We start from the raw sequence: 23,463 nt of genomic DNA on the forward strand, positions 1-23,463 counted from the left end.
CCCTCCCCGGCTGCCTTATTCGCTTTCCAGCCGTCTCCATGCAAGTCCGGCGAATTCGCACAGCAGCGGCCGCGTGTCGCGCGGGTCGATAATGTCCTCGACATTGAAGCGTTCGGCGCTGCGGAAGGGGGAGGTGACCTTGTCCAGCCGCTCGCGGATGGCGGCGAGTTCGGCTTCCGGGTCCTCGGCAGCTTCGAGTTCGGACTTGTAGGCGACTTCCAGTCCCCCCGCGATCGGCAGGCTGCCCCAGTCGCCCGAAGGCCAGCAATAGCGGTACTGGAAGGTCTCGGCATTGCTCATCGCGCTGCCGGCAATGCCATAGGCGCGGCGCATCACGATCGAGGCGAGCGGGACGCTGGCCTTGTAGATCGCGTTCATCGCCTGCACGCCATAACGGATCGTGCCCGCCATTTCCGCCTCGCGCCCGATCATGAAACCGGGATTGTCGACAAGGTGGACGATGGGCAGGCGGAACTGGTCCGCCAGTTTCACGAAACGCTCGACCTTCTCACTGGTCTTCGCTTCCCATGACCCGCCGAGATAGGACGGGTCGCTGGCGAGTACCATGACCGGCCAGCCGTCGAGGCGGGCAAGCGCAGTGATACAGGCGCGGCCCCACATGCGGCCGATCTCGAACACGGTGCCCTGGTCGAACACCATCTCCATGCATCGGCGCATCGAATAGACCTGCTTGTCCTCGCGCGGGACGAGGCTGAGTAGCGCCTCCTCGCGGCGGTGAACCGGGTCGGTGCAATTCGAACGGCGGGCAAGCTGGCCGACGTGTTCGGGCATGAAGGAGAGGAAGTGGCGCGCGCGGGCGAAGGCCTCTGCCTCGCTGCCGACCTCGTCATCGACCACGCCGTTGCGCGTGTGGATACCGCTGCCGCCGAGGTCTTCCTTGGCTTGGCTGTGGTCAGTCGAACCCTTGTAACTCTCGCCGAGACCATCGACGACGGCGGGCCCGGCGGCAAAGATTTGGCTGAGACCTTTCACCATGATCGAGTAATGACTGGCGACGGTCCGCGCCGCGCCGAGGCCAGCGGTAGGGCCGAGCGCCAGTGCCACGACCGGCACGGTGTCGAGGTTCTTCACCACGTCGGACCAGCCGGGAACTGCGGGAATGTAGGTCGCTCCGATCTGTTCGAGTGTCTTGACGCTGCCGCCACCACCAGTGCCGTCGATCATGCGGATGAGCGGGAGCTTGAGCTCATGCGCCATCTTCTCGGCCTGGACCATCTTGCGGGAAATCCCCGCATCGGCCGCGCCGCCGCGAATGGTGAAATCGTCGGCCGTGGCGACCACGGGGCGGCCATTGATCAGGGCCTTGCCGAAGAGGAAGGGGGCGGGAAGGACGCCTTCGAGATTGCCCTCCTCGTCATAACGGCCCTTGCCGGCGATCTTGCCGATCTCGCGGAAAGAGCCGTCGTCGACCAGTGCCGCAAGACGCGCGCGGGCATCCATCTTGCCGCGCCCGTGCTGGCGGGCGAGCTTGTCCGGTCCGCCCATCTGATCGGCCATTGCCTCGCGGCGGCGCAGTTCCTCGAGTTCGTTTTCCCAGCTCATTCGTGCCCTCACTCCTCGGGAAGGCACGCTTGCAAGCAACTGGCGGAAAGGGAAGCCCTATTCTTCTTTGGGCTCGACAACCGCCAGCACGGCCTCGACCTGAACCTGCGCGCCCTGGCTCGCGGAAAGCTCGGTCACCGTCCCGTCGAAGGGCGCGGTAAGCGCGTGCTCCATCTTCATCGCCTCGAGCACCATCAGGCGCTGTCCGGCGTTGACCGTGTCGCCCTCTGCCACATCGACCGCGATGACCTTGCCCGGCATCGGCGCGAGGATGGCGCCGTCGCCTGCCGCACCTGCACCGGTGCCGCGCGACTGGCGTTCGAATACGAAGCTTTGTCCATCGGCGAATACCACGGCGCGTTCGGGATCGACGAAGCCGGTTGCGAAGCTGTCGATATGAGATCGTGCTGCGCTGACGGTCCGCGTCTCGCCCTTGTGCGTGAGCGTTGCGTTGAGCTTGCCCGGGGCGTTGAGGCGCAGGCCGATCGGCAGGTCCTCGTGCTCTTCGGTTTCGGCAAGCGCGATGAAGTCCGCAGCGGTCTGCCAGATATCGTCATCCGCCTCGTCCGATGCCACGAGCGTGTCGAGCTTCGCCTCGATGAAGCCGGTGTCGAGATTGGCGTCCTCGAAGTCCTCGTCGCGCAGGCAAGCGGCGATGAAGGCGGCATTGGTCTTCACCGGCCAGATCTCGACGCTCTCGGCGATATCGGCGAGCTGGTCGATGGCCTCAGCGCGGGTTTCACCCCAGACGACGAGCTTGGCGACCATGGGGTCATAGAAGGGCGAGATCATGTCGCCTTCCTCGACGCCGGTCTCGATCCGTCCTTCGACGCCGAGGTCGAAATGTTCGAGCCGTCCGGTCGAGGGCAGGAAGCCGCCGGTGGGGTCTTCGGCATAGAGGCGTGCTTCGATCGAGTGACCGTCGATGAAGAGGTCTTCCTGCTTCATCGGGATGGATTCGCCACTCGCCACGAGCAGCTGCCATTCGACGAGATCGACGCCGGTGATCTCCTCAGTCACCGGGTGTTCGACCTGCAGGCGGGTGTTCATTTCCATGAAGAAGATGCGGTCAGCGCGCAGGCCTTCGCTGGCGTCGGCGATGAATTCGATGGTGCCCGCACCTTCGTAGTCGACCGCCTTGGCAGCGCGCACGGCGGCGGCGCAGATTTCTTCGCGCGTAGCCTCGTCCATGCCGGGGGCGGGGGCTTCCTCAATCACCTTCTGGTGGCGGCGCTGGAGCGAGCAGTCGCGTTCGAACAGGTGTACGACATTGCCGTGGGCATCGCCGAAGACCTGCACCTCGATGTGGCGCGGCGAGGTGATCCACTTTTCCAGCAACACCTCGTCGTTGGAGAAGCTGGCCTTGGCCTCGCGCTGGCAGCTTTCGAGGCTCGCCTCGAAGTCCTCGGGCCTATCGACCTTGCGCATGCCCTTGCCGCCGCCGCCTGCAACGGCCTTGATCAGCACGGGGTAGCCGATGGCGTCGGCTTCCTTCTTGAGGCGCTCCACCGACTGATCCTCACCCTCGTAGCCAGGAGTGACGGGCACACCGGCATCGCGCATCAGCTTCTTGGCTGCGTCCTTGAGGCCCATCGCGTCGATGCTCGATGGCTTGGGGCCGACCCAGATCAGGCCTGCATCGATCACGGTCTGCGCAAAGCCGGCGTTCTCGGACAGGAAGCCGTAGCCCGGGTGGATCGCCTCGGCGCCTGTCTGCTTGGCTGCGGCGATGATCTTCTCGCCCACGAGATAGCTCTCGGCAGCAGGCGAGGGGCCGATATGCACCGCCTCGTCCGCAGTGCGGACATGCAGCGCCTTGGCATCGGCATCGGAATAGACCGCCACGGTGGCGATCCCCATCTCGCGCGCGGTGCGGATGATGCGGCAGGCAATTTCGCCGCGATTGGCGATGAGGAGCTTAGTTATCATCGAGTGCGACCCAATCTGCACCGACAGCGGCGCATTGCGATGGCGGGACCATCGTGAAACTGACGTTGCCGACCTTCCAGGATCCGTCCCCGGCCTTCACCATGCTCATCGAATTGATCCCGCAGTGAACGACCGTGTCGCCGGCATGAAAGCTGTAGGGCCCCCAGACGAGCGCCATGTCGCCGTCGACGAGGACGGTCTCGTAGACCATGATTTCATCGAGGCCCGTGGGCGAGTTGAGCCAGTTTTCGAGATGATCGGCCGCCGTACGATGCTGAACCCGCCAATTGCCTTCTTCCATCCGGTTATGGATGTAGATCATCCCATTCGAATCCAGTGTCCCGGCGAGGGCGGTCTTGTCATCGCTGCGCAGGGCATCGAAAAAGGCATCGACCCCGGCAGTAACTGCGCGTTGTTCGTCGCTGAGACTGTCACTGGTGTCGTTTGCGTGGGCGGGTGCGGCAAGCAGAGCCGCGGCCAATAGGATGTGTCCTCTCATGCTGGGGGTCGCTACGCCAGAGGCGCGCGCGCTTCAAGCTACCATCCCGCAACCGGGCGGAAATCGTGGCGTGACCAGATGATCGGTTCTTGCGGGCCCGCGGGGCGGTTCCAGATCGCCTGGAAGAGTGCCGTCGTCATGTGCCAGGCCTTTTCCGGACCGCTCACACGCGTGCGGCTGTCCCAAGCCAGCTGGCCTCGGGTCAATACCTTGCGCCCGATAGCGCCGTAGATGTTTGCAGCAGACAGGACGGCCCAGCGATGGCGGAAGCGCAGGCGTTTCGCGCCCAGCCTCGCGGCGGCTTCGTGTTTTTCCATCAGCGCGATCATGCGCGGCATCAGGCTGGCGAGGATGAAGCGGTTTTCCGGCTTCGCGTGTTCACCAGGGGCGAGTCCGACCTCGGCCAGCCATTCTGCAGGCAGGTAGACGCGGTTCGCCGCGGCATCTTCCACGATATCGCGCGAGATATTGGCGATCTGGAACGCGAGACCGAGATCGTTTGCCCTGTCGAGCGTATCGCCGTCCTCGGGGTGCACACCCATGATGTGCGCCATCATGATCCCGACCGCGCCCGCCACGTGGTAGCAATAGCGCAGCATGTCGCGCTCGTTCTTCGGACTAAAGCCAGTCGCGTCGAGCGCGAAACCACCGATGACATCGTTGGCCATCTCGTAGGTCAAACCGCACTCGTCGGCGACGAGGCCGAAGGCGTCGAAGGCGAAATCGGCGGTCGGCTGTTCTTCGAGCGCGCGGCGGGTCAGCACACGGATCGCCTGGATGCGGTCCTCGGCTTCCTTGGGGGTGCCCTGGTCGCCCAGCGGGCCGCCCTTGTCCTGGTTGTCGGCGATATCGTCGCAGCGGCGGCACCAGGCATAGAGGAGCCAGGCGCGCTCGCGCGTGGGTTTGTCGAAGAGTTTCGAGGCCGCTGCAAAGCTGTGCGAGCCGACTTCGATCGATTCATGCGCCTTCGCCACCAGCGCACGCCGTTCGCGCCCGCCGCCCGCCTTGGGAACGGTCGGCCGCAGGTTCTGCGTGGTCAGGGGGCGGGGCTTGTTCAGAGGTCGGATGCCTTCATCTTGAAGATCGGAGTATGCGGCTGGTAGCTTTCCATTTTCTCCAGCAACGCACTTAACGTCTCTTCGGCGATGATGATCCCCTGGTGCGCGGGGCGGACGAAACCGACGTCCGCCATCTTGCGGTTGAAGGCGATCAGGTCGTCGTAGAAGCCGAAGGCATTTAGCAGGCCGACAGGGTTGTCGTGATAGCCGAGCTGCGCCCAGCTGACTGCTTCCCACAGCTCGTCCATCGTGCCGACACCGCCGGGAATGGTGACGAACCCGTCCGACAGGTCGGTGAACTTCTGCTTGCGCTCGTGCATGCCGGAAACGGTGTGCAACTCGGTGCAGTCGTGGTTGGAAACTTCGCTGTTGGCGAGGGCTTCGGGAATGATGCCGATCACCTCGCCGCCCGCGTCCAGAGCGCCGGAAGCGACTGCGCCCATCAGGCCGAGACGGCCACCGCCATAGACGACACCGATGCCGCGCTCCGCCAGCCCTGCACCGACGTCGCGGGCGAGTTCGAGATAACGCGGGTCCTCGGGCGATGCCGAGCCACAATAGACAGCTAGACGCTTCATGCTTCGATCAAATCCTCAACCATCAATCCGGCGGTCGCTTTCGCGCTGCCGACTACGCCGGGAATCCCGGCGCCGGGGTGCGTCCCTGCACCGACAAGATAGAAATTGTCGATCACATCGTCGCGGTTATGCCCGCGGAAAAATGCGCTCTGCGTGAGCAGGGGTTCGAGACTGAACGCACTGCCCTTGTAGGCGTTCAAGTCCATCGCGAAATCGCGCGGCGCATAGTGGAACTTGGTCCGGATACGGCCATGCAGGCCCGGGATCAGGCGGCGTTCGATTTCGTCGAGAATACGCTTTTCGAGGATCGGGCCCATTTCCTGCCAGTCGACCGACAGCTTGCCCATATGGGCGACCGGAACCAGCGCGTAGAAGGTGCTCATGCCTTCGGGCGCGACGCTGGGATCGGTCACGCTGGGGTGGTGCAGGTAGATCGAGAAGTCCTGCGGCAGGACGCCGTGATCGTAAATGTCCTCGAGCAGGCCCTTATAGCGCGGGCCGAACAGGATCATGTGATGCGGGATCCCCGGCCAGGTGCCCTCGACGCCGAAGTGAACCACGAAGAGGCTGGGAGAGAACTTCTTGCGCGAGAGCGACTTGGCATAGCTTTCGCCGCGCTTGGTCCCGGCCAGGAGGTCCTTGTAGCTGTGCATGATGTCGGCATTGCTGGCGACCGCGTCGAAGCGCTGTTTGAAGCCAGAATGGGTTTCCACCTCGCTGGCCTTGTTGCCGAGCGTGTGGACCTGCACGACCGGGTCATGCAGGCGGAAGGTGCCGCCGATCCGTTCGAAATGCTTCACCATGGCCGCGACCAGGCGATTGGTGCCGCCCTTTGCCCACCAGACGCCGCCGTCCTTTTCCAGCTTGTGGATCAGCGCGTAGATGCTGCTGGTCTTCATCGGGTTACCCCCGACCAGCAGCGTATGGAACGAGAGCGCCTCGCGCAGCTTCTCGTTTTCGACGTAGCTCGACACCATCGAATAGACGCTGCGCCATGCCTGCTTCTTCGCAAGCGCGGGTGCCGCCTTCATCATCGACTTGAAGTCGAGGAAGGGCACATGGCCGAGCTTCACATAGCCTTCCTCATAGACGCCGGCGGCATAGTCGAGGAAGCGCTGGTAGCCTGCGACATCCGCCGGATTGAGTTCGGCGATCTCGCGGAAGAGATGTTCTTCGTCGTTCGAATAATCGAAATTCGTGCCGTCGGGCCAGTTCAGCCGGTAGAAGGGCATCACCGGCATGATCTCGATGTCGTCGGCCATATCGTGACCGGTCAGCGCCCATAGTTCGCGCAGGCAATCGGGGTCGGTGATCACGGTCGGGCCGGCATCGAAGGTATGGCCGTCCTTCTCCCAGTAATAGGCGCGGCCGCCGGGCTTCGCGCGCGCTTCGATCACGGTCGTCGCGATACCTGCCGATTGCAGGCGGATGGCAAGTGCGAGCCCGCCGAAGCCCGATCCGATGACGCAGGCCGTCTTGCCCGTCGGCTCGGGAATAATCGGACCATCGCCGGACGTGGCAATGGGTGAGGACATGATTTCGGCGTTCATGAATTATCCTTGGACGAGGGGCGCGCCCTTGCCAAGCAGCGCCTTGATTGCTCGACCGACAGGTACGGGCGGCTTTCCGGTAAGGATGCGCAATTTGTCGAGCGGCGTGGAGCGGGCGGCATAGAAGCGTGAAATGAGTGGTTCCGGCAGACGATAGAAGCGTTCGAACACCCTGTATCGTTCCGCAGGTTCTGCCGCCTCGAACAGCATTTTTCCCAGCAGGCGGTAGTAGGCGGTTCGTTTCCAGTGCGCCTGGGCACGTTCTTCCACGAAATCGGGTAGGTTGGCGGCGTCCTTTGCGGCGGCATCTCCAATCGCCAGCGCATTTTCGGCGGCAATCGGCAGGGTGTAGCTCGTCAGGGGGTGGACGAAGCCGCCCCGCGCGCCGGCAAGCGCAATGCCCGGAATGGCCAGCGATGCACGATAGGCGGAGAAATCCCCTCCGGTAATGACCGGGAGGACGCCGGTTTCTTCGTGGAGGGTTTCGGTCTGCCAACCCCTCTGCGCGCAATATTTCGCGATCCTGTCGCGAAGTGTCGCGGCATCCACCACCGGGCTGTCCGTATAGTAGGTGTCCTCGACGAAAATCTCGTCGGCCCCCAGCGGGAGCAGGTAGACGAAGCGATAGGCATCGGGCTGGCCCACCGCTGCGTCCATGATCACCGGCCTGTCGATGCCGTGCGGTCCGGCGGTTCGGAGATGCTGGCCGAGGAAGACCTGCCAGCCACCTTCCAGATGTTTGCTGGGCACGGCGTCGCGGCAGTCGATGACTGCCTTTGCGGCGATGCGTTCGCCGCTCTCCAGCGTCACCCCCTGACCGTCGAGACCGACGACGCGCGAGCCGGTCAGGATCGTTTCCTGCGGTAGCAGACGGCGCAGGCCCGCGTCGAAATCACGGCTGTCGAGCGAGCGGTAATTGCCTGCCAGCCGGCGTTCGTGGGCCGGAAACCGCACGTCGTTACCACCGCTCCACTGCGTCTTGTCGAACGGTTCGAGCAGCGCAGTCTCTTGCGGTCCGAGATCCCCTTCGAACCAGCTCCAGCGATGATTGCCGCCAAAGCTGTCACCGGCTTCGATCAGGCGGACCGACAGCTCCGGTGCACTACGGGTGACGGCGAGCGCAGTGAGGCCTCCGGCAAGGCCCCCGCCGATGATGGCAATATCGGGCATCGCGCCGTTCCGCCGCGCCTCAGCCTCCTGCCAGATGCCGCTGGGCGGCGGTCTGGATAGCCGCTTCAATTTCCTTCTGGCGCGCGGGAGCCATGCCCGCTTTTTCCATTTCCGCCCGGATCGGCACGACGACGCCTTGCAGGTCGTTCAACTTCATGAGGGCGGGGTCGGTGGTGAAAAGCCGGACGAGTTCAGCCTGCTCTTCCGCGCTAAGCGTTCCGACGATCTTCCCGGCGCTCTTCATGACATCCTTGTCGAAATCCTTCATGTCGATTTCGCCATTGGCGACGCCACCCTCGATCGAGGCGCGGTTGTCCATCGTGCGGCTCAGCCCACCGAGCAGCTTCATGCCGAGCGGCGAGCGGTAGAATTCGGCGATCCGGGCAGCTTCCTGCTCGGTCAGGACTTCGGCAAGTGCTGACACGTAGCGCGGACGGAATTCATCCTGAAGTTCCTGGTTTTGGCGCGTGATGATGGGGCGGCCCGCGTCGATCATCGCGTCGAACAGGCCGGGGTAGGCCGCTTCCGCAGCGACCATGTTCGGATCCGCCTGCCAGATCGAGCGCACCACGACCAGCTGGTTCTCGATGACCATTTCCTGGTCGATCCCGTCCTGCATCGCCGCGACCAGTTCGACATAGGGTGTCGGCTGGGCGGGCTGGCTGGCGGCGGTATCCTGCGCGAGAGTTGAAGCGGGAAGGGCGAAGGCCAGACCAAGCGAAGCGGCGGCAATCAAAAGGTGTTTCATAGGCTTAGTTCTACGACGGACCGAGGCATGGCGCAATCGTGTGATTGCCTCTTGTGGAACGCGCGGGCGGCAAGGCCGTTTGCACGCTATAAACAGAGGGAAATCCAAAAATGTATCGCTTCCTGCCCGTGGCCGTTGCCGCAATCGCTTTCGCCGCGCCCGCCATGGCGCAAGAAGTCGAGGTAGAACCGCCGGCTCCCGCCGGACCGCCTGAAACCGTGTTCGACGGCGATTACCTGAGCGTGGGCGTTGGTGTCGGTTACAATGCCAGCTATTCGGGCAGCGACGACTACAACGTCAACATCCTGCCGATCGTGCAGGGCTCGCTCGGGGGTATCGGCATCAATCCTCGGCCTGCGGGTCTTGCCCTCGATCTCGTGCCCGATCCCGACGAGGGAATGGCGTTCTCCGCAGGGCCGATGTTCCGCCTGCGCAGCGACCGCGCCGATGTCGACGATATCAACGACGATATCGTGGCCGCCTATGGCGAACTCGACCGTGCTTTCGAGATCGGCGGAAGCGTAGGCGTCAAGTTCCCCAAGCTGCTCAATCCCTTCGACAGCCTGAGCATCAATCTCGACGCAACATGGGACGTAGCCGGCGCGCACGAGGGCATGGCGATCAGCCCGAGCGTCACCTATTTCACGCCGCTCAGCCGCGCGACGGCTGCATCGCTATCGCTCAGCACCACATTCGTGGACGATAATTTCGCCGATTATTACTACTCGGTGCCGACCATCAACACGCTGCTTCCCGATCCGGATGTCTTGCCCGGCTTCCAGGCCGAGGGCGGCATGCAGAGCTACGGCGTGAACCTGTTGCTCGCCCATGACCTCAGCGGTGATGTGACTGATGGCGGACTGTCGCTGGTCGGGATCGGCGGCTGGTCGAAACTGGTGGGCGATGCTGCCGACACGCCGTTTACTTCGATCCGCGGCGACGACGACCAGTATTTCGTGGCCCTGGGTGTGGGATACACTTTCTAGCGGATAGAATTCGCAGGCATCTTGCAGGCATAGTGCAGAACTGCGCAGTCTTGCCCGCATGACTGCAAATCCGCTCTCCCCGCATCGCAAGGCCGTTATTGCCGCGCTTGTCGTCACGTTCGTCACGCTGGCGATCCTGTTCGCAATGGATCGCCCGCCGATCTGCACCTGCGGCTACGTCAGCCTGTGGTATGGCGACATCAACGCCTCGGGCAACAGCCAGCACCTGTCGGACTGGTACACGCCGAGTCACATCATTCACGGCATGATTTTCTATGCGCTCGGCTGGCTGCTGTTCACGAAATGGGGCCTCGGCGGCAAGTCGGCAGGCAAGTGGAGCTTCACGCTCGCTGTTGCGATCGAGGCGGCGTGGGAAATCGTCGAGAACACGCCGCTGGTGATCGACCGCTATCGTTCGGTGACCGTCAACTGGGGCTATTCGGGCGACAGCATCATCAATTCGATGGCCGATATCGGCTGGATGAGCTTCGGCTTCTACCTCGCCCTCAAACTGCCGGTGAAAGTCACGATCGCGCTGGCGATCATCATGGAGATTGTCGCGGCGCTTGTGGTGCGTGACAATCTGACGCTCAACGTCATCATGCTGGTCTACCCGTTCGAATTCATCCGCGAATGGCAGGCGCTGGGCTGATCGCTCAATTTTTCGAAGCGCGCTCGGCCCATTCGGCCTTCTTCCGTTCGGCCCAGTCCACGCGGTCGCGTAGCTTGCCGTCATAAGGAACGCCGGGCGAAATCGGCAGCGACTTCACAGCGCCGATATCGAGGCCGTAAATGCGGTCGTCCTCGCCCAGATAGGCGCGTGCGGGGACGCCTTCTTCCAGATTGCCGTCCACCTTACGGATGCTGCCGGCATCGACCGACATGAGCCATTCCGAGTGGCTGTTGGCGAAGATGAGATAGACGATATCGCTGTCGTCGCCGGTCGGCTTGAACAGGCGGACGGTGCCGCGCCTGTCGCGTCCCCCGGCGTAGGCCCGTCGGCGGTTGATGCGCAGCTTGAGGTGCGAAATTCCCGCAAGGATGGTGACCGCCCCGAAGATCGTCAGGATGACGGCCATCGCCGTGGGCATGTCCTCCATGTCGGGAAACATGCGCAGGCCCGCGGCAATCAGGCCGCAGCCCACCAGAATGGCCAGTATCGCCCGCAAAAAACCCGCCTCCCGAATGGTCCAGAAGGCGGGTTATAGCTTTCAGGGCTTAAGATTTAAGCCTGTCAGTCTTCCTTGGTGCTTGCACCGGTCGTGCCTTCGGGCAGGTCTGGGCGCGTGTCGGGCATCGCCGCATCGCGGTCGCCCGTCTTCAGGTAGGTGTCGAACCAGCGCATCATGCGCAGGTTGTAGTCGTACCGGGCGGCGGCCTTCTGGTTGCCGTGACCTTCACCCGGGTAGAGCACGAGGCGCACCGGCACATCGGGCTTGCGCACCTTCATCGAGCGATAGAGCTCGTAGCTCTGGCTCGGCGCGACGCGCGTGTCCTCGGCACCGTGCATGATCAGCAGCGGCGTGTTGGCCTTGTCGACATGGTAGATCGGCGAGACTTCGAGCATCGCCTGCCAGTCGTCCCACGGCCACTTGCCCGAGTGGACGTTGTACATCTCGTAGGGAATGTCGGTCGTGCCGAACTTCGAGATCTGGTTCGAAATGCCGACGAACATCACCCCGGCGACGAACTCGTCGCTCAGCGCGGTGGAGCTCCACGCGGTGGCATAGCCGCCATAGGAACCGCCGGTCACGCCCACGCGGTCCGCATCGGCGATGCCTTCGGCCACCAGAGCGCGCTTGGCGTCGACCAGATCGGTGAATTCCGGATCGGTGTAATTGCCCGTGTGCTGCTTGGAGAAAGCGGTGCCGTAGCCGGTCGAGCCGCGATAGTTCGGCAGGAATACGGCATAGCCCTGTCCGGCAGCGACCTGTCCGGGCTTCGAATAGGCGGTTTGCCAGCCGTTGCTGTCATGCGCTTCGGGGCCGCCATGCACGTTGAGGATCAGCGGTGCGCCGCCGCGCGGGGCTCCGCCGACCGGCTCGATCAGAACGCCTTCGACTTCCTGTCCGTCGCGCGCGGTGTAGCGGAAGGTGCGCTGCTCGCCGAAATCGATTTCCGACAGCCAGCTGTTGTGCTGCGTCCAGCGGGTGAAGCTGCCGTTCTGCCACACGAACAGTTCGGTCGGATGCTTGGGGCTGCTGGCCTCGACGGCGAGCGTATTGCCGCCTGCCTCGACGGTGGAGAGGATCAGTTCGCCCCCGTCATGCTCTTCGGCGACGGTGCCGTCCGCGTTGTAGATCCGCAGCGCGCTCTGGGCACCCTTGTGCACCACTGCAGCGAGGCGGCCATCGGCCAGCCACTCGGCATCCACCGCGGCTTCCGGTGCGCCTGCATTGAGCGCACGATAACTGCCCGTTGCCACGTCGACGAGGTGCAGAGTGGTGTCGGCCGGATCATTCATATCGACGCCGGCGATCATGGAGAGCTGCTTGCCGTCGGGCGAGACTTCGATGTCACCCAGCTTGCCCGGGGTTTCGACCACGCGCAGCACCTTGCCGCTTGCAAGGTCGATCACATGCGCGCGCTTGGAAGTGTATGCGTCGTCGATCTGCGGGGTCGGGGCGCTGTCGACCACGGCGGTCTTGCCGCCCGGTGCGATCTTGAAGGCGCTGACGTAGCCGGGAATGGTCACTGCCACCGGCTCGCCATCGACTTCGCTGCCGACACTGGCGGAGAACAGGCGGTTGAGGCGGGCCTCTTCCTCATAGACGATGGCGTTGAAGCCGGCCTTAGATTCCTTGTCGCGCGCCTTGTCTTCCTCTGCCGAGGCAAGCATCCAGATGCGCGATCCGTCGGGGCTCCATGCGTAGGAGCGCACACCGGCACCGTCGACCGCCGCGAGCTTGCGCTGCGCGCCGCCGTCCACCGGAATGCCCCAGACGGCGCGATCTTCGTCGCCATCGGACCACATGAAGGTGACCATGCGGCCATCGGGTGAGAACGCGATACCCGAAACGGCCATGTCGTCGGGCAGGAAGTCGCGCGCGTTGCCGGGCGCGTAGGCCATCTTGAGCTGCTGCGTCGTGCTGCCGTTATCCTCACCATCGGTGATGTCGGGCAGGCTGGCCGTCGTGTAGGCGACGCGTGTGCCGTCGGGCGAGACGGCGATGGTGCCGACGCTTTCCAGCTTGGCAACGTCTTCCGGCGTCATCGGCCGCGCCTGAGCGGTCGCTGCGAGCGAGACGCCCGCGAGCAGGCTGGCGGCGATGGCGGTGGTGCGAATTAGCATTGGCGATCCTCTCCTGTTGGTCGCGCGCACTCATAGCGATGCAGCGCCGCATGGCAAACCGGGGGCTTGGCAGGGCCGGGCCGAGCGGGCATCACCTCCTGCGAGAGACACAGGGGAGAGACTCGATGCGTACAATGCTTGCAGGGATTGCAGCCGGACTGATGGCAACCGCCGCGCCGGTTCTGGCACAGACCACGATCATCCACGCCGACGGTATCGTCACCGACGCAAGCGAGCCGGTGAAGGGCCGCGTCACGGTCACGGTAACCGACGGACGGATCGTCAGCGTCGAGGACGGCTGGCAGGGCGTTCCCGACGGTGCTGAGATGATCCATCTCGAAGGCAAGACGCTCGTCCCGGGCCTGATCGACCTGCACACGCACCTGTCGGGCGACCCTAGCGGCGAATTCTGGCGCGCAGCCACCACGCCGCCCGAATGGAACGTGCTCGTCGCGGCCAAGAATGCGCATATCACCGCCAAGGCCGGTTTCACGACCGTGCGCGACGTCGGTTCGCGCACCGACCAGGTCATGCAGATGCTCGGCCGCGCGACGGCGGAGGGCATGCTGCCCGGACCGCGTGTCGTCACCAGCGGTCGCACCATCGCGATCGTCGGCGGACATGGCGACATCAACGGCTTCCGCCGCGAAGTGAACGATTCGCTGGGAACGTCCTTCTCCTGCACCGGGCCGGTCGAATGCGCGGAGCGGGTGCGCGAGGCGTCGAAATACGGCGCGGACCTGATCAAGATTACGGCGACCGGCGGCGTGCTCAGCCAGCAGGGTCGGGGCCTTGAGGCGCATTTCACCGATGCCGAGATGCGCAGCATCGTCACCACGGCGGAATCGCTCGGCCTCAAGGTCGCCGCACATGCCCATGGCGCGCGCGGGATCGAAGCTGCGGCGCGCGCAGGCGTGCACACGATCGAACACGGCACCTATCTCGATGAGGCTGCTGCCAAGGCCATGCGCGAAAACGGCACCACGCTGGTGCCCACGCTGATGGCGTTCGAAGGCATCAAGACCAATCTCGGCACCGGATTCTACACGCCGGTCGTGGAGGACAAGATCCGCGCAGTGAGCGAATATGCCGGCACCATCGTCGAACGCGCCCGCCGCTGGAACGTGAACGTCGCTTTCGGCACCGATGCAGGCGTCTTCCCGCATGGCGAGAATGCGGGCGAGTTCGCCCTGCTCAAGGCCAACGGGATGAGCGACCGTGACGCGCTTGCCAGTGCAACCACGGGTGCTGCCCAGATCCTCGGCATGGAAGGCGAGATCGGCCGCATCGCGCCGGGCTATTCGGCCGACATCATCGCGGTGGAAGGCAACCCGCTCGAAGACGTGACCGTGCTCGAGGATGTCGACTGGGTCATGGTGCGCGGACGCGTAATCGAGTGATCCGTTCCCGCATTGCCGCCTGCACGATTGCCTTGCTTGCAGGAGGCCAGCTGGGCGCCGAGGAAACCGAGATATGCCAGCGCGAGCTGGTCGTCCTTGGCGCAGGGCAGGATGCCGGTGCGCCGCAGATCGGCAATGCGCAGGACGATGGCCCGCAACTGCTGCCGAGTTCGCTTGCGCTGATCGACCGCGAGGCAGGTGCACGATATCTCTTCGATGCGTCTCCCGCGATTACCGAGCAACTGGCGGCGCTGGACCGCATCGCGCCGCCCGCAGGCGGCCTGGGGCTGGACGGCATTTTCCTGACCCACGCGCATATCGGCCACTATCTTGGTCTCGCCTATCTCGGGCGCGAGGCTGCAAGCGCAAAAGGTGTGCCGGTCTATGCCATGCCGCGTATGGCTCAGTTCCTGCGCGACAATGGCCCATGGAGCCAGCTGGTCGAGCTTGGGCAGATTGAAGTGGTTACGCTGGGCGACGGGAATGGGCTCCAGGCCGTGTCGCTAGCGCCCGACCTGGTGGTGGTTGCCTTGCCGGTGCCGCATCGCGATGAATTCTCCGAAACGGTCGGATATTACATCATGCCGGAAGGTGGCGGCGGCGCCCTCTACCTTCCCGACATCGACAGCTGGGATGAATGGAGCTGGCCAAACGGACCGATGCTCGCCACCATGCTTGCCCGGGCGGATCATATCTTCGTCGACGCAACCTTCTGGGACGATAACGAGCTTCCCGGACGCGACATGAGCGAAATACCCCACCCACGCGTCACCGGGACGATGGACCTGTTGCAGCATTATCCCGCTGACGTGCGAGCGAAGGTGCACTTCATCCATTACAATCACACCAATCCGCTGCGCGAACCGGACAGCGCCGAGAGTCGCGAGGTCGAGGCGCGGGGCTTTCATGTCGCGCGGCGCGGCGACCGGATTTGTCTCGACTGAGGCGCTATTCGCTTGCGGCCAGTTGCCGCCAGCTTCTCGGAACCGAGTAACCCTTCGCTTCCTGCACTGCGATGGCGCGGCGAATGGTCTCGCGCGCTGCGGCCATGCCGTTGCGCTCCTGGATCGCGGCGAGATTTGCGAGGCTGCGCGCATCCTCTGGATCGTTCGCGACTACTTCTTCGAGCCGCTGCATCGCTGTGCGATCGTCACCGCTGGCGAGCGCCAGCGCGACCAGCGACCGGCGTGCTTCCTGCGCCCTCGCAGGCGAAAGCTCGCCGGTTGAAAGCAGCGCGAGCAGTCCCTCTTCGCGCAAACCTGCATCATCCGCGTCCTGTGCGGCGGCAAACAGCTTTTCGCTGCCGACATGGCGTTCGCGCGCAGAATAGCTCTCGGTATAGGCAACGTGGCGATAGTGATCGATGGCGCCTGCCAGATCGCCTTCCGCCGCCAGATCGTCTCCCGAGGCGAGGATGCAGACTACCGTCTTGCTCAGCAGCGGGTCTTCGGATTCGCAGCCCTTGCGCTTGCGCATGATGAATTTGTGTGTGTGCGGCGTCATGCCCGATTGCGGTGTGAGGCCGGGAGTGCCGACATTGGAGGCGATGCCGCTGTTGGCGAAATGCGCGGTTCTCGGCACGCGCGATCCCAGCGCGACGCGTCGCGGCTTTTCGTCGGGATCGGCAGTGACGATGATTGGCGGGGGAGGGGTTTCCTCTTCCTCCGTCTCACTGACTTCCTGCGCCGCTACACCTGCCGGAAGGGCGAGCGCGAAAACCGCAAGGGCGAGGGGTGTCTTCATGCGTTCTCTCTCCACCAGAGCAAAAGCATGGATGAGCGGCCCGATGTTGGCAACCGGGGCAGGCCGCAATCGCGCCGTTCGTCGAAGCGGATACCGCAGCAATCGGGGAATATTTCCAATTTCCGGCGACGCGCCTACAAGGCTCGCAATAGTTAACAGGGGTTCCAGAAATGAAAATCGTGACCGGTGCGCTGCTTGGTGTGTCCGCCCTTTCGCTCGCAGCCTGTGCTTCGACACCCGGCGAGGGAGTAACCGTATCGCAGACCGGGGAGTACGAGCTCACCGGGACGATGGAAATTCCCGATGCCGACGACCAGTCGGCCCATGACGCCCTGTTCGCGCTGTTCGAGGATGCCGACGAGCGCAATCTCGAGCTTAATCCCATCGGCGCCCTGTTCCGCGGCGACATGCGCTATGCGGACCGGATCGGCGATTACCTGACCGACGAGTACAACGACCTGTCGCGCGCCGATGCCGAGCTCAACCTCGCCAAGCTGAAGGAAATCGACCGCGCCGCGCTCTCGCCGACCGACCAGCTTGCCTATGACGTGTTCGAATATAACCAGCGCCAGGCACTGAAGGCGCTGACGCCGCAAATCCTCGCCGTCACCGATGTGCGACCGGTGAACCATTTCTCCGGCTTCCACACCTTCTATCCCGACTTCGCCAGCGGGCAGAGCGCAGCGCCGTTCAAGACGGTCGAGGACTACGAGAACAATTTGAAGCGCCACGCCAATTACGTCGAGCTGACCGACCGCGCGATTGCGCGCTTCCGCGAAGGTCTCGACAGCGGCGTGCTGGAAACCCAGCTGACGATCGGCAATGTCATCACCCAGCTCGATACGCAGCTTGCGCTCGACATCGAGGAATCGCCGTTCTGGATGCCGGTGACCAATTTCCCGGAAGATTTCAGCGAAGCCGACAAGGCGCGCCTGACGCGCGAATATCGCGCCTCCATCTCCGAGGTTTACGCAGCCCATGCCCGCCTGCGTGATTTCCTGCGTGACGATTATTACGAAGAGGCCCGTGAAAGCGTTGGCCTTGCGCAGATGAAGGGCGGCGAGGCGCTCTATCGCCAGCTTATCGAGAACACGACCACGCTGCCGCTCGAACCCGATTACCTGCACAACCTCGGCCTGTCCGAGGTGGCGCGGATCAAGGACGGGCTCGAGGAAATCAAGGCGGAGGTCGCCTTCGAAGGTACGCTCAACGAGTTCTTCGACTACGTCCGCACCGATCCGCAGTTCAAGCCCGCCAGCCGCGAAGCGCTGACGCAAACCTATTACGATATCGGGAAAGAGGTCGACGAGAAGATCGGCGACTACTTCTCGCTCGTTCCCAAGAGCGAGCTGGTGATCAAGCCGTACGAACCCTATCGCGAGCAGTTCTCCGCTGGTGGTTCCTACCAGAGCGGCGCACCCGACGGGTCGCGCCCGGGCACCTTCTATTTCAACGCCTATGACCTGCCGAGCCGCCTGACGACCGGCAATGTCACGCTCTACCTCCATGAAGGCGCGCCGGGGCATCACTTCCAGATCAGCCTCGCGCAAGAGAACACCGACCTGCCTGCGTTCATGCGCTTCGGCGGTACCACCGCCTTCGTCGAGGGCTGGGCGCTCTATTCGGAGACGCTGGGTTACGAGATGGGCTTCTTCGAAGACCCGTGGAACCGCTATGGCACGCTGCAGGACGAGCAGCTGCGCGCGATGCGTCTCGTTGTCGACACGGGCCTCCACGCCAAGGGCTGGACCCGCGAACAGGCGATCGACTTCATGCTGGACAACAGCGGCATGACCCGCACCGAGGTCGTGGCAGAGGTCGAACGCTACATCGCCATTCCTTCGCAGGCTCTGGCCTACAAGGTCGGCGCGCTGAAGATCCAGGAACTGCGCGCGAAGGCCGAGCAAGCGCTTGGCGACGATTTCGACATCAAGGCCTTCCACACGCAGGTTCTCGATACCGGCGGACTTCCGCTGCCGGTCCTCGAGGCCAAGATCGATCGCTGGATAGCAGGGGGCGGCGCCTAAGGCGCGCTCCCGGCGAGCGGGAGATCCGCATCGCCTCGAAAACCCGCTTTTTCTTGCCGGAAGCCGCGCGCATCGCTGGAGATAGCGCACCTCCCGCCTGCGCGAAACTGTTTCAAATCGGGACTTTAGGCGCGCAAGTGCGGCGATAGGGGAACCTATTCGCTGCATAGGTGGTTTTACCGGTCAGGACGGAGGGAATGAGTTCATGGAGGTATACCATGTCTAGCATGTCCTTCCGCAGCAGCCGCCCCGACGGGTGGGTCAAGCCCAAGGCCTATAGCGACGCATCGCTGCGTTTTAAGGCCCATGGCAAGATCATCCCGATGGAGGAACCAGGTTTCCTGGCTCGTCTGTTCGGCCGGCGGTAAGCTGAGGGTTCAGTCGTAAAAGGGCAGGGGCCGGAAGTCGCATAGACTCCCGGCCCCTTATCTTTGTCCGTCGCTGGAGGCGGAGGAGGTCAGTACTCCTCCGGTTCCTCCGGCGTGTCGGCGGTGTGGGTGGGTCCTGCATCCTTCTCGCCGCGGGCGAGCTTGAACACCACGCCCGACAGCAGCGCGAGCGCCAGCAGGTTCGGCAGCGCCATGGCAGCATTCGAGATGTCGCCAAGGCGCCAGACCAGCTCGCTCGGCTGTGCGGCGCCAAGGAAGATGACCACGCACCACAGCACGCGCCACGCCATGTGCAGCTTCTTTTCGCCTGCGCGGTTCGAACCCTTCATCCGGTCATAGAGGAAGGTGATCGCACGCTCGCCATAGTAGCTCCACGTCAGCAGCGTGGTGAACACGAACAGGATCAGCGCAATCGAAGCGATCAGCGTACCGATCGGGATCGAGGCGATCTGCATCGGGAAGGCCGCGGCAAAGGCGCCGCTGGTCATCTCGAAGCCGACGCGGTCGGACTGCCAGGCATGCGCTACCGCTTCGGTGCCGGCAGTGAAGTCACCACGCACCGTCAGGATCACCAGCGCCGTCATGGTGCAGATTACGATGGTGTCGATGAAGGTGCCCAGCATCGCCATGCGGCCCTGCTGTTCCGGATCGTTCGTCTGCGCCACCGCGTGCGCGATCGCGGTCGAACCCTGCCCCGCCTCGTTCGAGAACAGGCCGCGGGCCACACCGGCCCGGATCGCCATGATCATCGCAGCGCCCACGAAGCCGCCGGTTGCGCTCTGGAAGTTGAACGCGCCGTGGAAGATGAGATAAAACGTCTCGCCAAGGTCCCCGAAGTTCAGGATCAGCGCGATCACGGCCATCACGATGTAGGCGCCAGCCATGAACGGAACGACCTTTTCGGCGACGTTACCGATCGACTTGATGCCGCCGATGATGACGATGAACACGAGGATCGCGACGATCAGGCCGCCGAGCCATTCCTCGATACCGAAGAGTTCGTTGAGGCCGTCGGCCACCGCGTTCGCCTGGATCGAGTTGCCCGTCACCAGCGCGGAGAACAGCGTACCGAGGCAGAAGACCACGGCGAGCCAGGTCCATTTCTTGCCCAGGCCCATCATGATGTAGGTCATCGGGCCGCCGCGCAGCACACCGTCGCTGGTGCGTTCGCGATAGCGGATGGCGAGCGAACCCTCGGCAAAGCCCAGAGCCATGCCGAACAGCGCGGTGATCCACATCCAGAAAATCGCGCCCGGACCGCCGAGCGCGATCGCGGTGGCTACACCGGCGAGGTTACCCGTGCCGACCTGTCCGGAAAGTGCGGTCGAAAGCGCTGCGAAGGGCGAGATTTCACCATCGCCCTGGCTCTTGCGTCCGGCGAACAGGCCCTTGAAGGCCGCGCCCAGCTTGACGATCGGGTAGAAGCGCAGGCCGACCATGATCCACAGGCCGATGCCCAGGAGGATGATCGTCATGGGCGGGAAAGGCAGGACCTCCGCCCCGTTCCAGGTGCCTACCCAGATGAAGTCGGATAGGTTGGTGACCGGTTCGATCATCCGTTCGCCAAAGCTTGGCGGTGCGGCATTTGCCATTTTAGGTATTCCCCTCAAACGTCCCGTATTCGGTAAAGCGCGCAAGCTAGCCACGTCGCGCCAGCTTGGAAAGGCGCAAAAACGCGGCTCTCCACCGCTTGCCTTTTGAGCGCGTGCCGCCTAAATGCCTCTGCGTCTTCCGACATCGATGAAGGAAAAGCCCCTCCCGACCTTGTATCGGGGCGGCGAAACCCCCATCCCGGAAGAGACGTAAGTTTCAACGCGAGAGCACGAGCAGATCATGGCCGAAACGCCCGACAAGACACCCAAGGCAGCCAAGGCGAACAAGACGTCGCCCGCCGAATTCGTCCGTCAGGTCCAGACCGAAGGACGCAAGGTCGTCTGGCCGACCCGCCAGGAAACGATCCGCATCTCGATCTTCGTCTTCATCATGATGACGATTCTCTCGCTCTTCTTCCTCGGCGTCGATTCGCTTTTCAGCGCCGTGGTCGGCTGGCTGATGACGCTGGCCTGATTTTCCAGGGGTAACGAGAACATTATGGCACGCTGGTACATCATCCACGCCTATTCGGGCTTCGAAAACAAGGTCCGCGATTCGATCATCGCCGAGGCCGAGCGTCTGGGCCTGTCCGAAGGCGTCGAAGAAGTTCAGGTCCCGACCGAGACCGTGACCGAGGTCAAGCGCGGCAAGAAGGTCCAGGTCGAACGCAAGTTCATGCCCGGCTACGTCCTCGCCAAGCTCAACATGACCGACGACGTTTACCACCTCGTGAAGAACACGCCCAAGGTCACCGGCTTCCTCGGCAACAACAACAAGCCGCAGGCGATCTCCGAAAAGGAAGCCGCACGCTATTTCGGCGGTGTGGAAGAAGCCAAGTCGGCCCCGAAGAAGCAGGTTTCGGTCGATTACGAAATCGGCGACCAGGTCAAGGTGCTCGACGGCCCCTTCGCCAGCTTCAACGGCCTCGTCGAGGAACTCGATTTCGACAAGCAGAAGGTCAAGGTCTCGGTCTCGATCTTCGGCCGCGCAACGCCGGTCGAACTGGAATTCGAACAGGTCGAACTGGTCAAGTAAGACCGGATTTCCGGACCCACGAAAAAGGGGCGCCCCGCAATCCGCGAGGCGCCCCTTTTCTTTGTGGCGTGTCTATTTGACCGGGGCTTCGCCTATGCAGCGATCAGGCCCAGCTTCTCGGAATAGGCGAGGCTGAGCATCAGCACGTCGACCGCCATATGCGCCAACACGCAGGCCCAAAGATTGCCGCCGAAGCGCATCCGCAGCCAGCCGAAGCCGATACCCACGACGCCGGTGATGATCACGCCGCCAAAGCCCTGGTATAAATGCGGAAGGCCGAACAGCGCGCCCTGTATCAGGATGACCGGCCACATCTGCCCGGCCAGCCCCGGCAGGCGGAACAGTCGGTCCATCAGGAAGCCGCGCCACAGCAGTTCCTCGCCGAGACCGGCTGCGAAAAGCGCCACCAGGACGATCCACAGCAGGAATGCGAAGTGACTCTCGGTCGCCCAGCCGATCACCTGTTCGACGTCGGGCAGGCCGAAACCTGCTGCCTCGACCAGCATTGCGCCGACGGTAAACCAGACGACGATCGAAATCGTCGCGATAACCGCCCAGAGAAGGGTCTTGGGCCAGCTTTGCGGTGTGCGCAGGTTCCACGCCTCGCCCAGCGCCCCGTCGGCCCGCAGCCATAGCCACGAAACGAACAAGGCGCCTGCCATGCTTGTCGCGACCGACACAGCCGCGCCGGTCGAGGATTCGCCCCAGATGGCGATGGCGGGGATGCCCGACATGAAATAGGCGATTACGACAGTGAAGAACTGCAGCGCGAAGCGTCCCCAGCCGAGCTGGCTTGCACCGCCGCTGGACGGGACCTGTTCTTCGGTATTCTTCAGATCGCTGGACGTCATGAACCTGCCCCCAATATGCGCTCGCAAATGAAAAGGGCGGCGCCTCCCCGGCACCGCCCTATCAACTCATGGCTTCGCGATCACGATGCCTTGGCGCGTTTTCCGCCCTTCTTTGCGGGCGCCTTTTTGGCCTTGGCCGAGCCACCCGAGCGCATCGCGGCGAGTTCTTCCTCTACCGTACGCTCCCGGCGCATCTCTTCGATCTCGCGCTCGACGCTCGCATTGCCGCGGCACGCGGCGCTGTCTTCGGTCGCGAATGCGGTGCGCTTTTCGAGGTTCTCGATGTGGTCCATGCGGCGCTCGGTGCGGCTTGCATAGCCGCCGCCCGATGCGCGGCCGCTGGCATTGCCGTCGGAGGCGCGCTGGTCGGAAAGGCGCTGCTTTACCTCTTCACGCTTGGTTTCCAGTTCGCGTTCGGCCGCTTCCATTTCGGCCATGTCAGCGCCGAGCTTGTCGATGTCCTGCTTGAGGCGGTCGATACCGCCGCGGCAATCTTCGCGGGCGATCAGCGCCTGGCGGGCGAGGTCTTCGCGGCCATTGTCCATCGCGATCTTGGCCTTGTCGCCCCAGTCGGCTTCGCGCAGTTCGGCCTGCGTCAGCTCCGCTTCGAGGCGGTCCTTCTGGCGGCGAGCCTTGGACATTTCGCCCGAAAGCCCGATTAGCGCCTCCTCGATTTCAGCCTGGAGCCGGGCCAGCATCTTGGCCGGGTTCGACGCGCCGTCGAGCGCGCTCGTCACATTGCTGGAAATCAGTTCTTTCACCTGGATGGCGATGCGAAACATCTTTGCGTCCCCCTGTTGCAGTCAAATACTTGCCTAACGACAATGTATTAAGGCTTTGAGACCGGAAAGATAGCGCAGTTTTAACCATCGAATGCGGTATAGCCCGAATTTCCTACTCTCGATGACTTTCGTAACGCCCGCGAATGACTTTCGCTGCGCGCATCGTTGTTCCTTGCCCAAGACCCTATCGAGGCCTTCGTCCGAGCGGTTTTCGCTTCAGGACCGTGTTCCAAGTGTTCCTTCCTTAAGGAACCGCCAGTGGGAACTTCC

General features: G+C 63.4%; 21 protein-coding genes. 7 read left to right on the forward strand and 14 right to left on the reverse strand.

Annotated features, from left to right (window positions below):
• Window positions 1–15: 15 nt before the first annotated feature.
• From K3165_RS08675 to K3165_RS08710, 8 genes are all read right to left on the reverse strand, one after another.
• Entirely contained in the window at window positions 16–1,563 is a 1,548-nt protein-coding gene (locus tag K3165_RS08675; protein WP_221548506.1) for an acyl-CoA carboxylase subunit beta, read from the reverse strand.
• Between the two features lie 57 nt (window positions 1,564–1,620).
• Window positions 1,621–3,492 carry an acetyl/propionyl/methylcrotonyl-CoA carboxylase subunit alpha gene (locus tag K3165_RS08680; RefSeq protein ID WP_221548507.1) on the reverse strand — a complete coding sequence of 624 codons (1,872 nt, stop codon included), beginning with the start codon at window positions 3,490–3,492 and terminating at the stop codon, window positions 1,621–1,623.
• Window positions 3,482–3,991 (reverse strand): Cif family virulence factor, encoded by a 510-nt coding sequence (locus K3165_RS08685; RefSeq protein WP_221548508.1) that lies wholly within the window; start codon window positions 3,989–3,991, stop codon window positions 3,482–3,484. The genes K3165_RS08680 and K3165_RS08685 overlap by 11 nt, the downstream gene beginning before the upstream one ends.
• Before the next feature lie 38 nt (window positions 3,992–4,029).
• On the reverse strand, window positions 4,030–4,965 hold the full coding sequence (locus K3165_RS08690; RefSeq protein ID WP_345720788.1) for a phytoene/squalene synthase family protein: 936 nt from the start codon (window positions 4,963–4,965) through the stop codon (window positions 4,030–4,032).
• Between the two features lie 80 nt (window positions 4,966–5,045).
• A complete protein-coding gene (locus K3165_RS08695) occupies window positions 5,046–5,627 on the reverse strand; it encodes an LOG family protein (RefSeq protein ID WP_221548509.1) in 582 nt (193 codons plus the stop codon).
• Window positions 5,624–7,162 carry a phytoene desaturase gene (locus K3165_RS08700; RefSeq protein ID WP_247714078.1) on the reverse strand — a complete coding sequence of 513 codons (1,539 nt, stop codon included), beginning with the start codon at window positions 7,160–7,162 and terminating at the stop codon, window positions 5,624–5,626. Before K3165_RS08700 ends, K3165_RS08695 begins: the two co-directional genes overlap by 4 nt.
• Before the next feature lie 18 nt (window positions 7,163–7,180).
• Window positions 7,181–8,347 carry a lycopene beta-cyclase CrtY gene (gene crtY, locus K3165_RS08705; protein ID WP_221548510.1) on the reverse strand — a complete coding sequence of 389 codons (1,167 nt, stop codon included), beginning with the start codon at window positions 8,345–8,347 and terminating at the stop codon, window positions 7,181–7,183.
• Window positions 8,348–8,366: 19 nt separating this feature from the next.
• A complete protein-coding gene (locus K3165_RS08710; RefSeq protein WP_221548511.1) occupies window positions 8,367–9,095 on the reverse strand; it encodes a DUF2059 domain-containing protein in 729 nt (242 codons plus the stop codon).
• A 110-nt stretch (window positions 9,096–9,205) separates the two neighbouring features.
• Between K3165_RS08710 and K3165_RS08715 the strand changes: the two genes are divergently transcribed.
• Together K3165_RS08715 and K3165_RS08720 are read left to right on the forward strand one after the other, a co-directional pair.
• On the forward strand, window positions 9,206–10,081 hold the full coding sequence (locus tag K3165_RS08715; RefSeq protein WP_221548512.1) for a MipA/OmpV family protein: 876 nt from the start codon (window positions 9,206–9,208) through the stop codon (window positions 10,079–10,081).
• 58 nt (window positions 10,082–10,139) lie between these two features.
• Window positions 10,140–10,733, forward strand: coding sequence for a DUF2585 family protein (locus K3165_RS08720; protein ID WP_221548513.1), 594 nt, complete (start codon window positions 10,140–10,142; stop codon window positions 10,731–10,733).
• A gap of 4 nt (window positions 10,734–10,737) precedes the next feature.
• Here the strand turns inward: K3165_RS08720 and K3165_RS08725 are convergent, their stop codons facing one another.
• Entirely contained in the window at window positions 10,738–11,250 is a 513-nt protein-coding gene (locus K3165_RS08725) for a hypothetical protein (protein WP_221548514.1), read from the reverse strand.
• Between the two features lie 65 nt (window positions 11,251–11,315).
• On the reverse strand, window positions 11,316–13,373 hold the full coding sequence (locus K3165_RS08730; protein WP_221548515.1) for a S9 family peptidase: 2,058 nt from the start codon (window positions 13,371–13,373) through the stop codon (window positions 11,316–11,318).
• Window positions 13,374–13,498: 125 nt separating this feature from the next.
• Here K3165_RS08730 and K3165_RS08735 point away from each other — a divergent pair, with 125 nt between their 5' ends.
• Together K3165_RS08735 and K3165_RS08740 are read left to right on the forward strand one after the other, a co-directional pair.
• Entirely contained in the window at window positions 13,499–14,773 is a 1,275-nt protein-coding gene (locus tag K3165_RS08735; protein ID WP_221548516.1) for a metal-dependent hydrolase family protein, read from the forward strand.
• Window positions 14,770–15,717: an MBL fold metallo-hydrolase gene (locus tag K3165_RS08740; RefSeq protein ID WP_345720795.1), complete on the forward strand. Its 948-nt coding sequence runs from the start codon at window positions 14,770–14,772 to the stop codon at window positions 15,715–15,717. Before K3165_RS08735 ends, K3165_RS08740 begins: the two co-directional genes overlap by 4 nt.
• A gap of 4 nt (window positions 15,718–15,721) precedes the next feature.
• Here K3165_RS08740 and K3165_RS08745 read toward each other — a convergent pair whose 3' ends face one another.
• Window positions 15,722–16,516 (reverse strand): hypothetical protein, encoded by a 795-nt coding sequence (locus K3165_RS08745; RefSeq protein WP_221548517.1) that lies wholly within the window; start codon window positions 16,514–16,516, stop codon window positions 15,722–15,724.
• Window positions 16,517–16,686: 170 nt separating this feature from the next.
• Here K3165_RS08745 and K3165_RS08750 point away from each other — a divergent pair, with 170 nt between their 5' ends.
• The gene (locus K3165_RS08750) at window positions 16,687–18,543 is read left to right on the forward strand and encodes a DUF885 domain-containing protein (RefSeq protein ID WP_221548518.1); all 1,857 of its coding nucleotides are present in this window, start codon (window positions 16,687–16,689) and stop codon (window positions 18,541–18,543) included.
• Between the two features lie 457 nt (window positions 18,544–19,000).
• Here K3165_RS08750 and K3165_RS08755 read toward each other — a convergent pair whose 3' ends face one another.
• Window positions 19,001–20,524, reverse strand: coding sequence for an alanine/glycine:cation symporter family protein (locus K3165_RS08755; protein ID WP_221548519.1), 1,524 nt, complete (start codon window positions 20,522–20,524; stop codon window positions 19,001–19,003).
• Between the two features lie 241 nt (window positions 20,525–20,765).
• Here K3165_RS08755 and secE point away from each other — a divergent pair, with 241 nt between their 5' ends.
• Window positions 20,766–20,999, forward strand: coding sequence for a preprotein translocase subunit SecE (secE, locus tag K3165_RS08760; protein WP_221548520.1), 234 nt, complete (start codon window positions 20,766–20,768; stop codon window positions 20,997–20,999).
• Between the two features lie 24 nt (window positions 21,000–21,023).
• The gene (gene nusG, locus K3165_RS08765) at window positions 21,024–21,560 is read left to right on the forward strand and encodes a transcription termination/antitermination protein NusG (RefSeq protein ID WP_221430388.1); all 537 of its coding nucleotides are present in this window, start codon (window positions 21,024–21,026) and stop codon (window positions 21,558–21,560) included.
• Window positions 21,561–21,652: 92 nt separating this feature from the next.
• On the opposite strand, the gene K3165_RS08770 is transcribed toward nusG, so the two are convergent.
• Both K3165_RS08770 and K3165_RS08775 read right to left on the reverse strand, forming a co-directional pair.
• Window positions 21,653–22,411 carry a CPBP family intramembrane glutamic endopeptidase gene (locus K3165_RS08770; RefSeq protein ID WP_221548521.1) on the reverse strand — a complete coding sequence of 253 codons (759 nt, stop codon included), beginning with the start codon at window positions 22,409–22,411 and terminating at the stop codon, window positions 21,653–21,655.
• 80 nt (window positions 22,412–22,491) lie between these two features.
• Entirely contained in the window at window positions 22,492–23,193 is a 702-nt protein-coding gene (locus K3165_RS08775) for a PspA/IM30 family protein (protein ID WP_221548522.1), read from the reverse strand.
• Window positions 23,194–23,463 lie beyond the last annotated feature (270 nt).

Origin of the sequence: Qipengyuania xiamenensis, assembly GCF_019711495.1 — a bacterium.
Lineage (GTDB): Bacteria > Pseudomonadota > Alphaproteobacteria > Sphingomonadales > Sphingomonadaceae > Qipengyuania > Qipengyuania xiamenensis.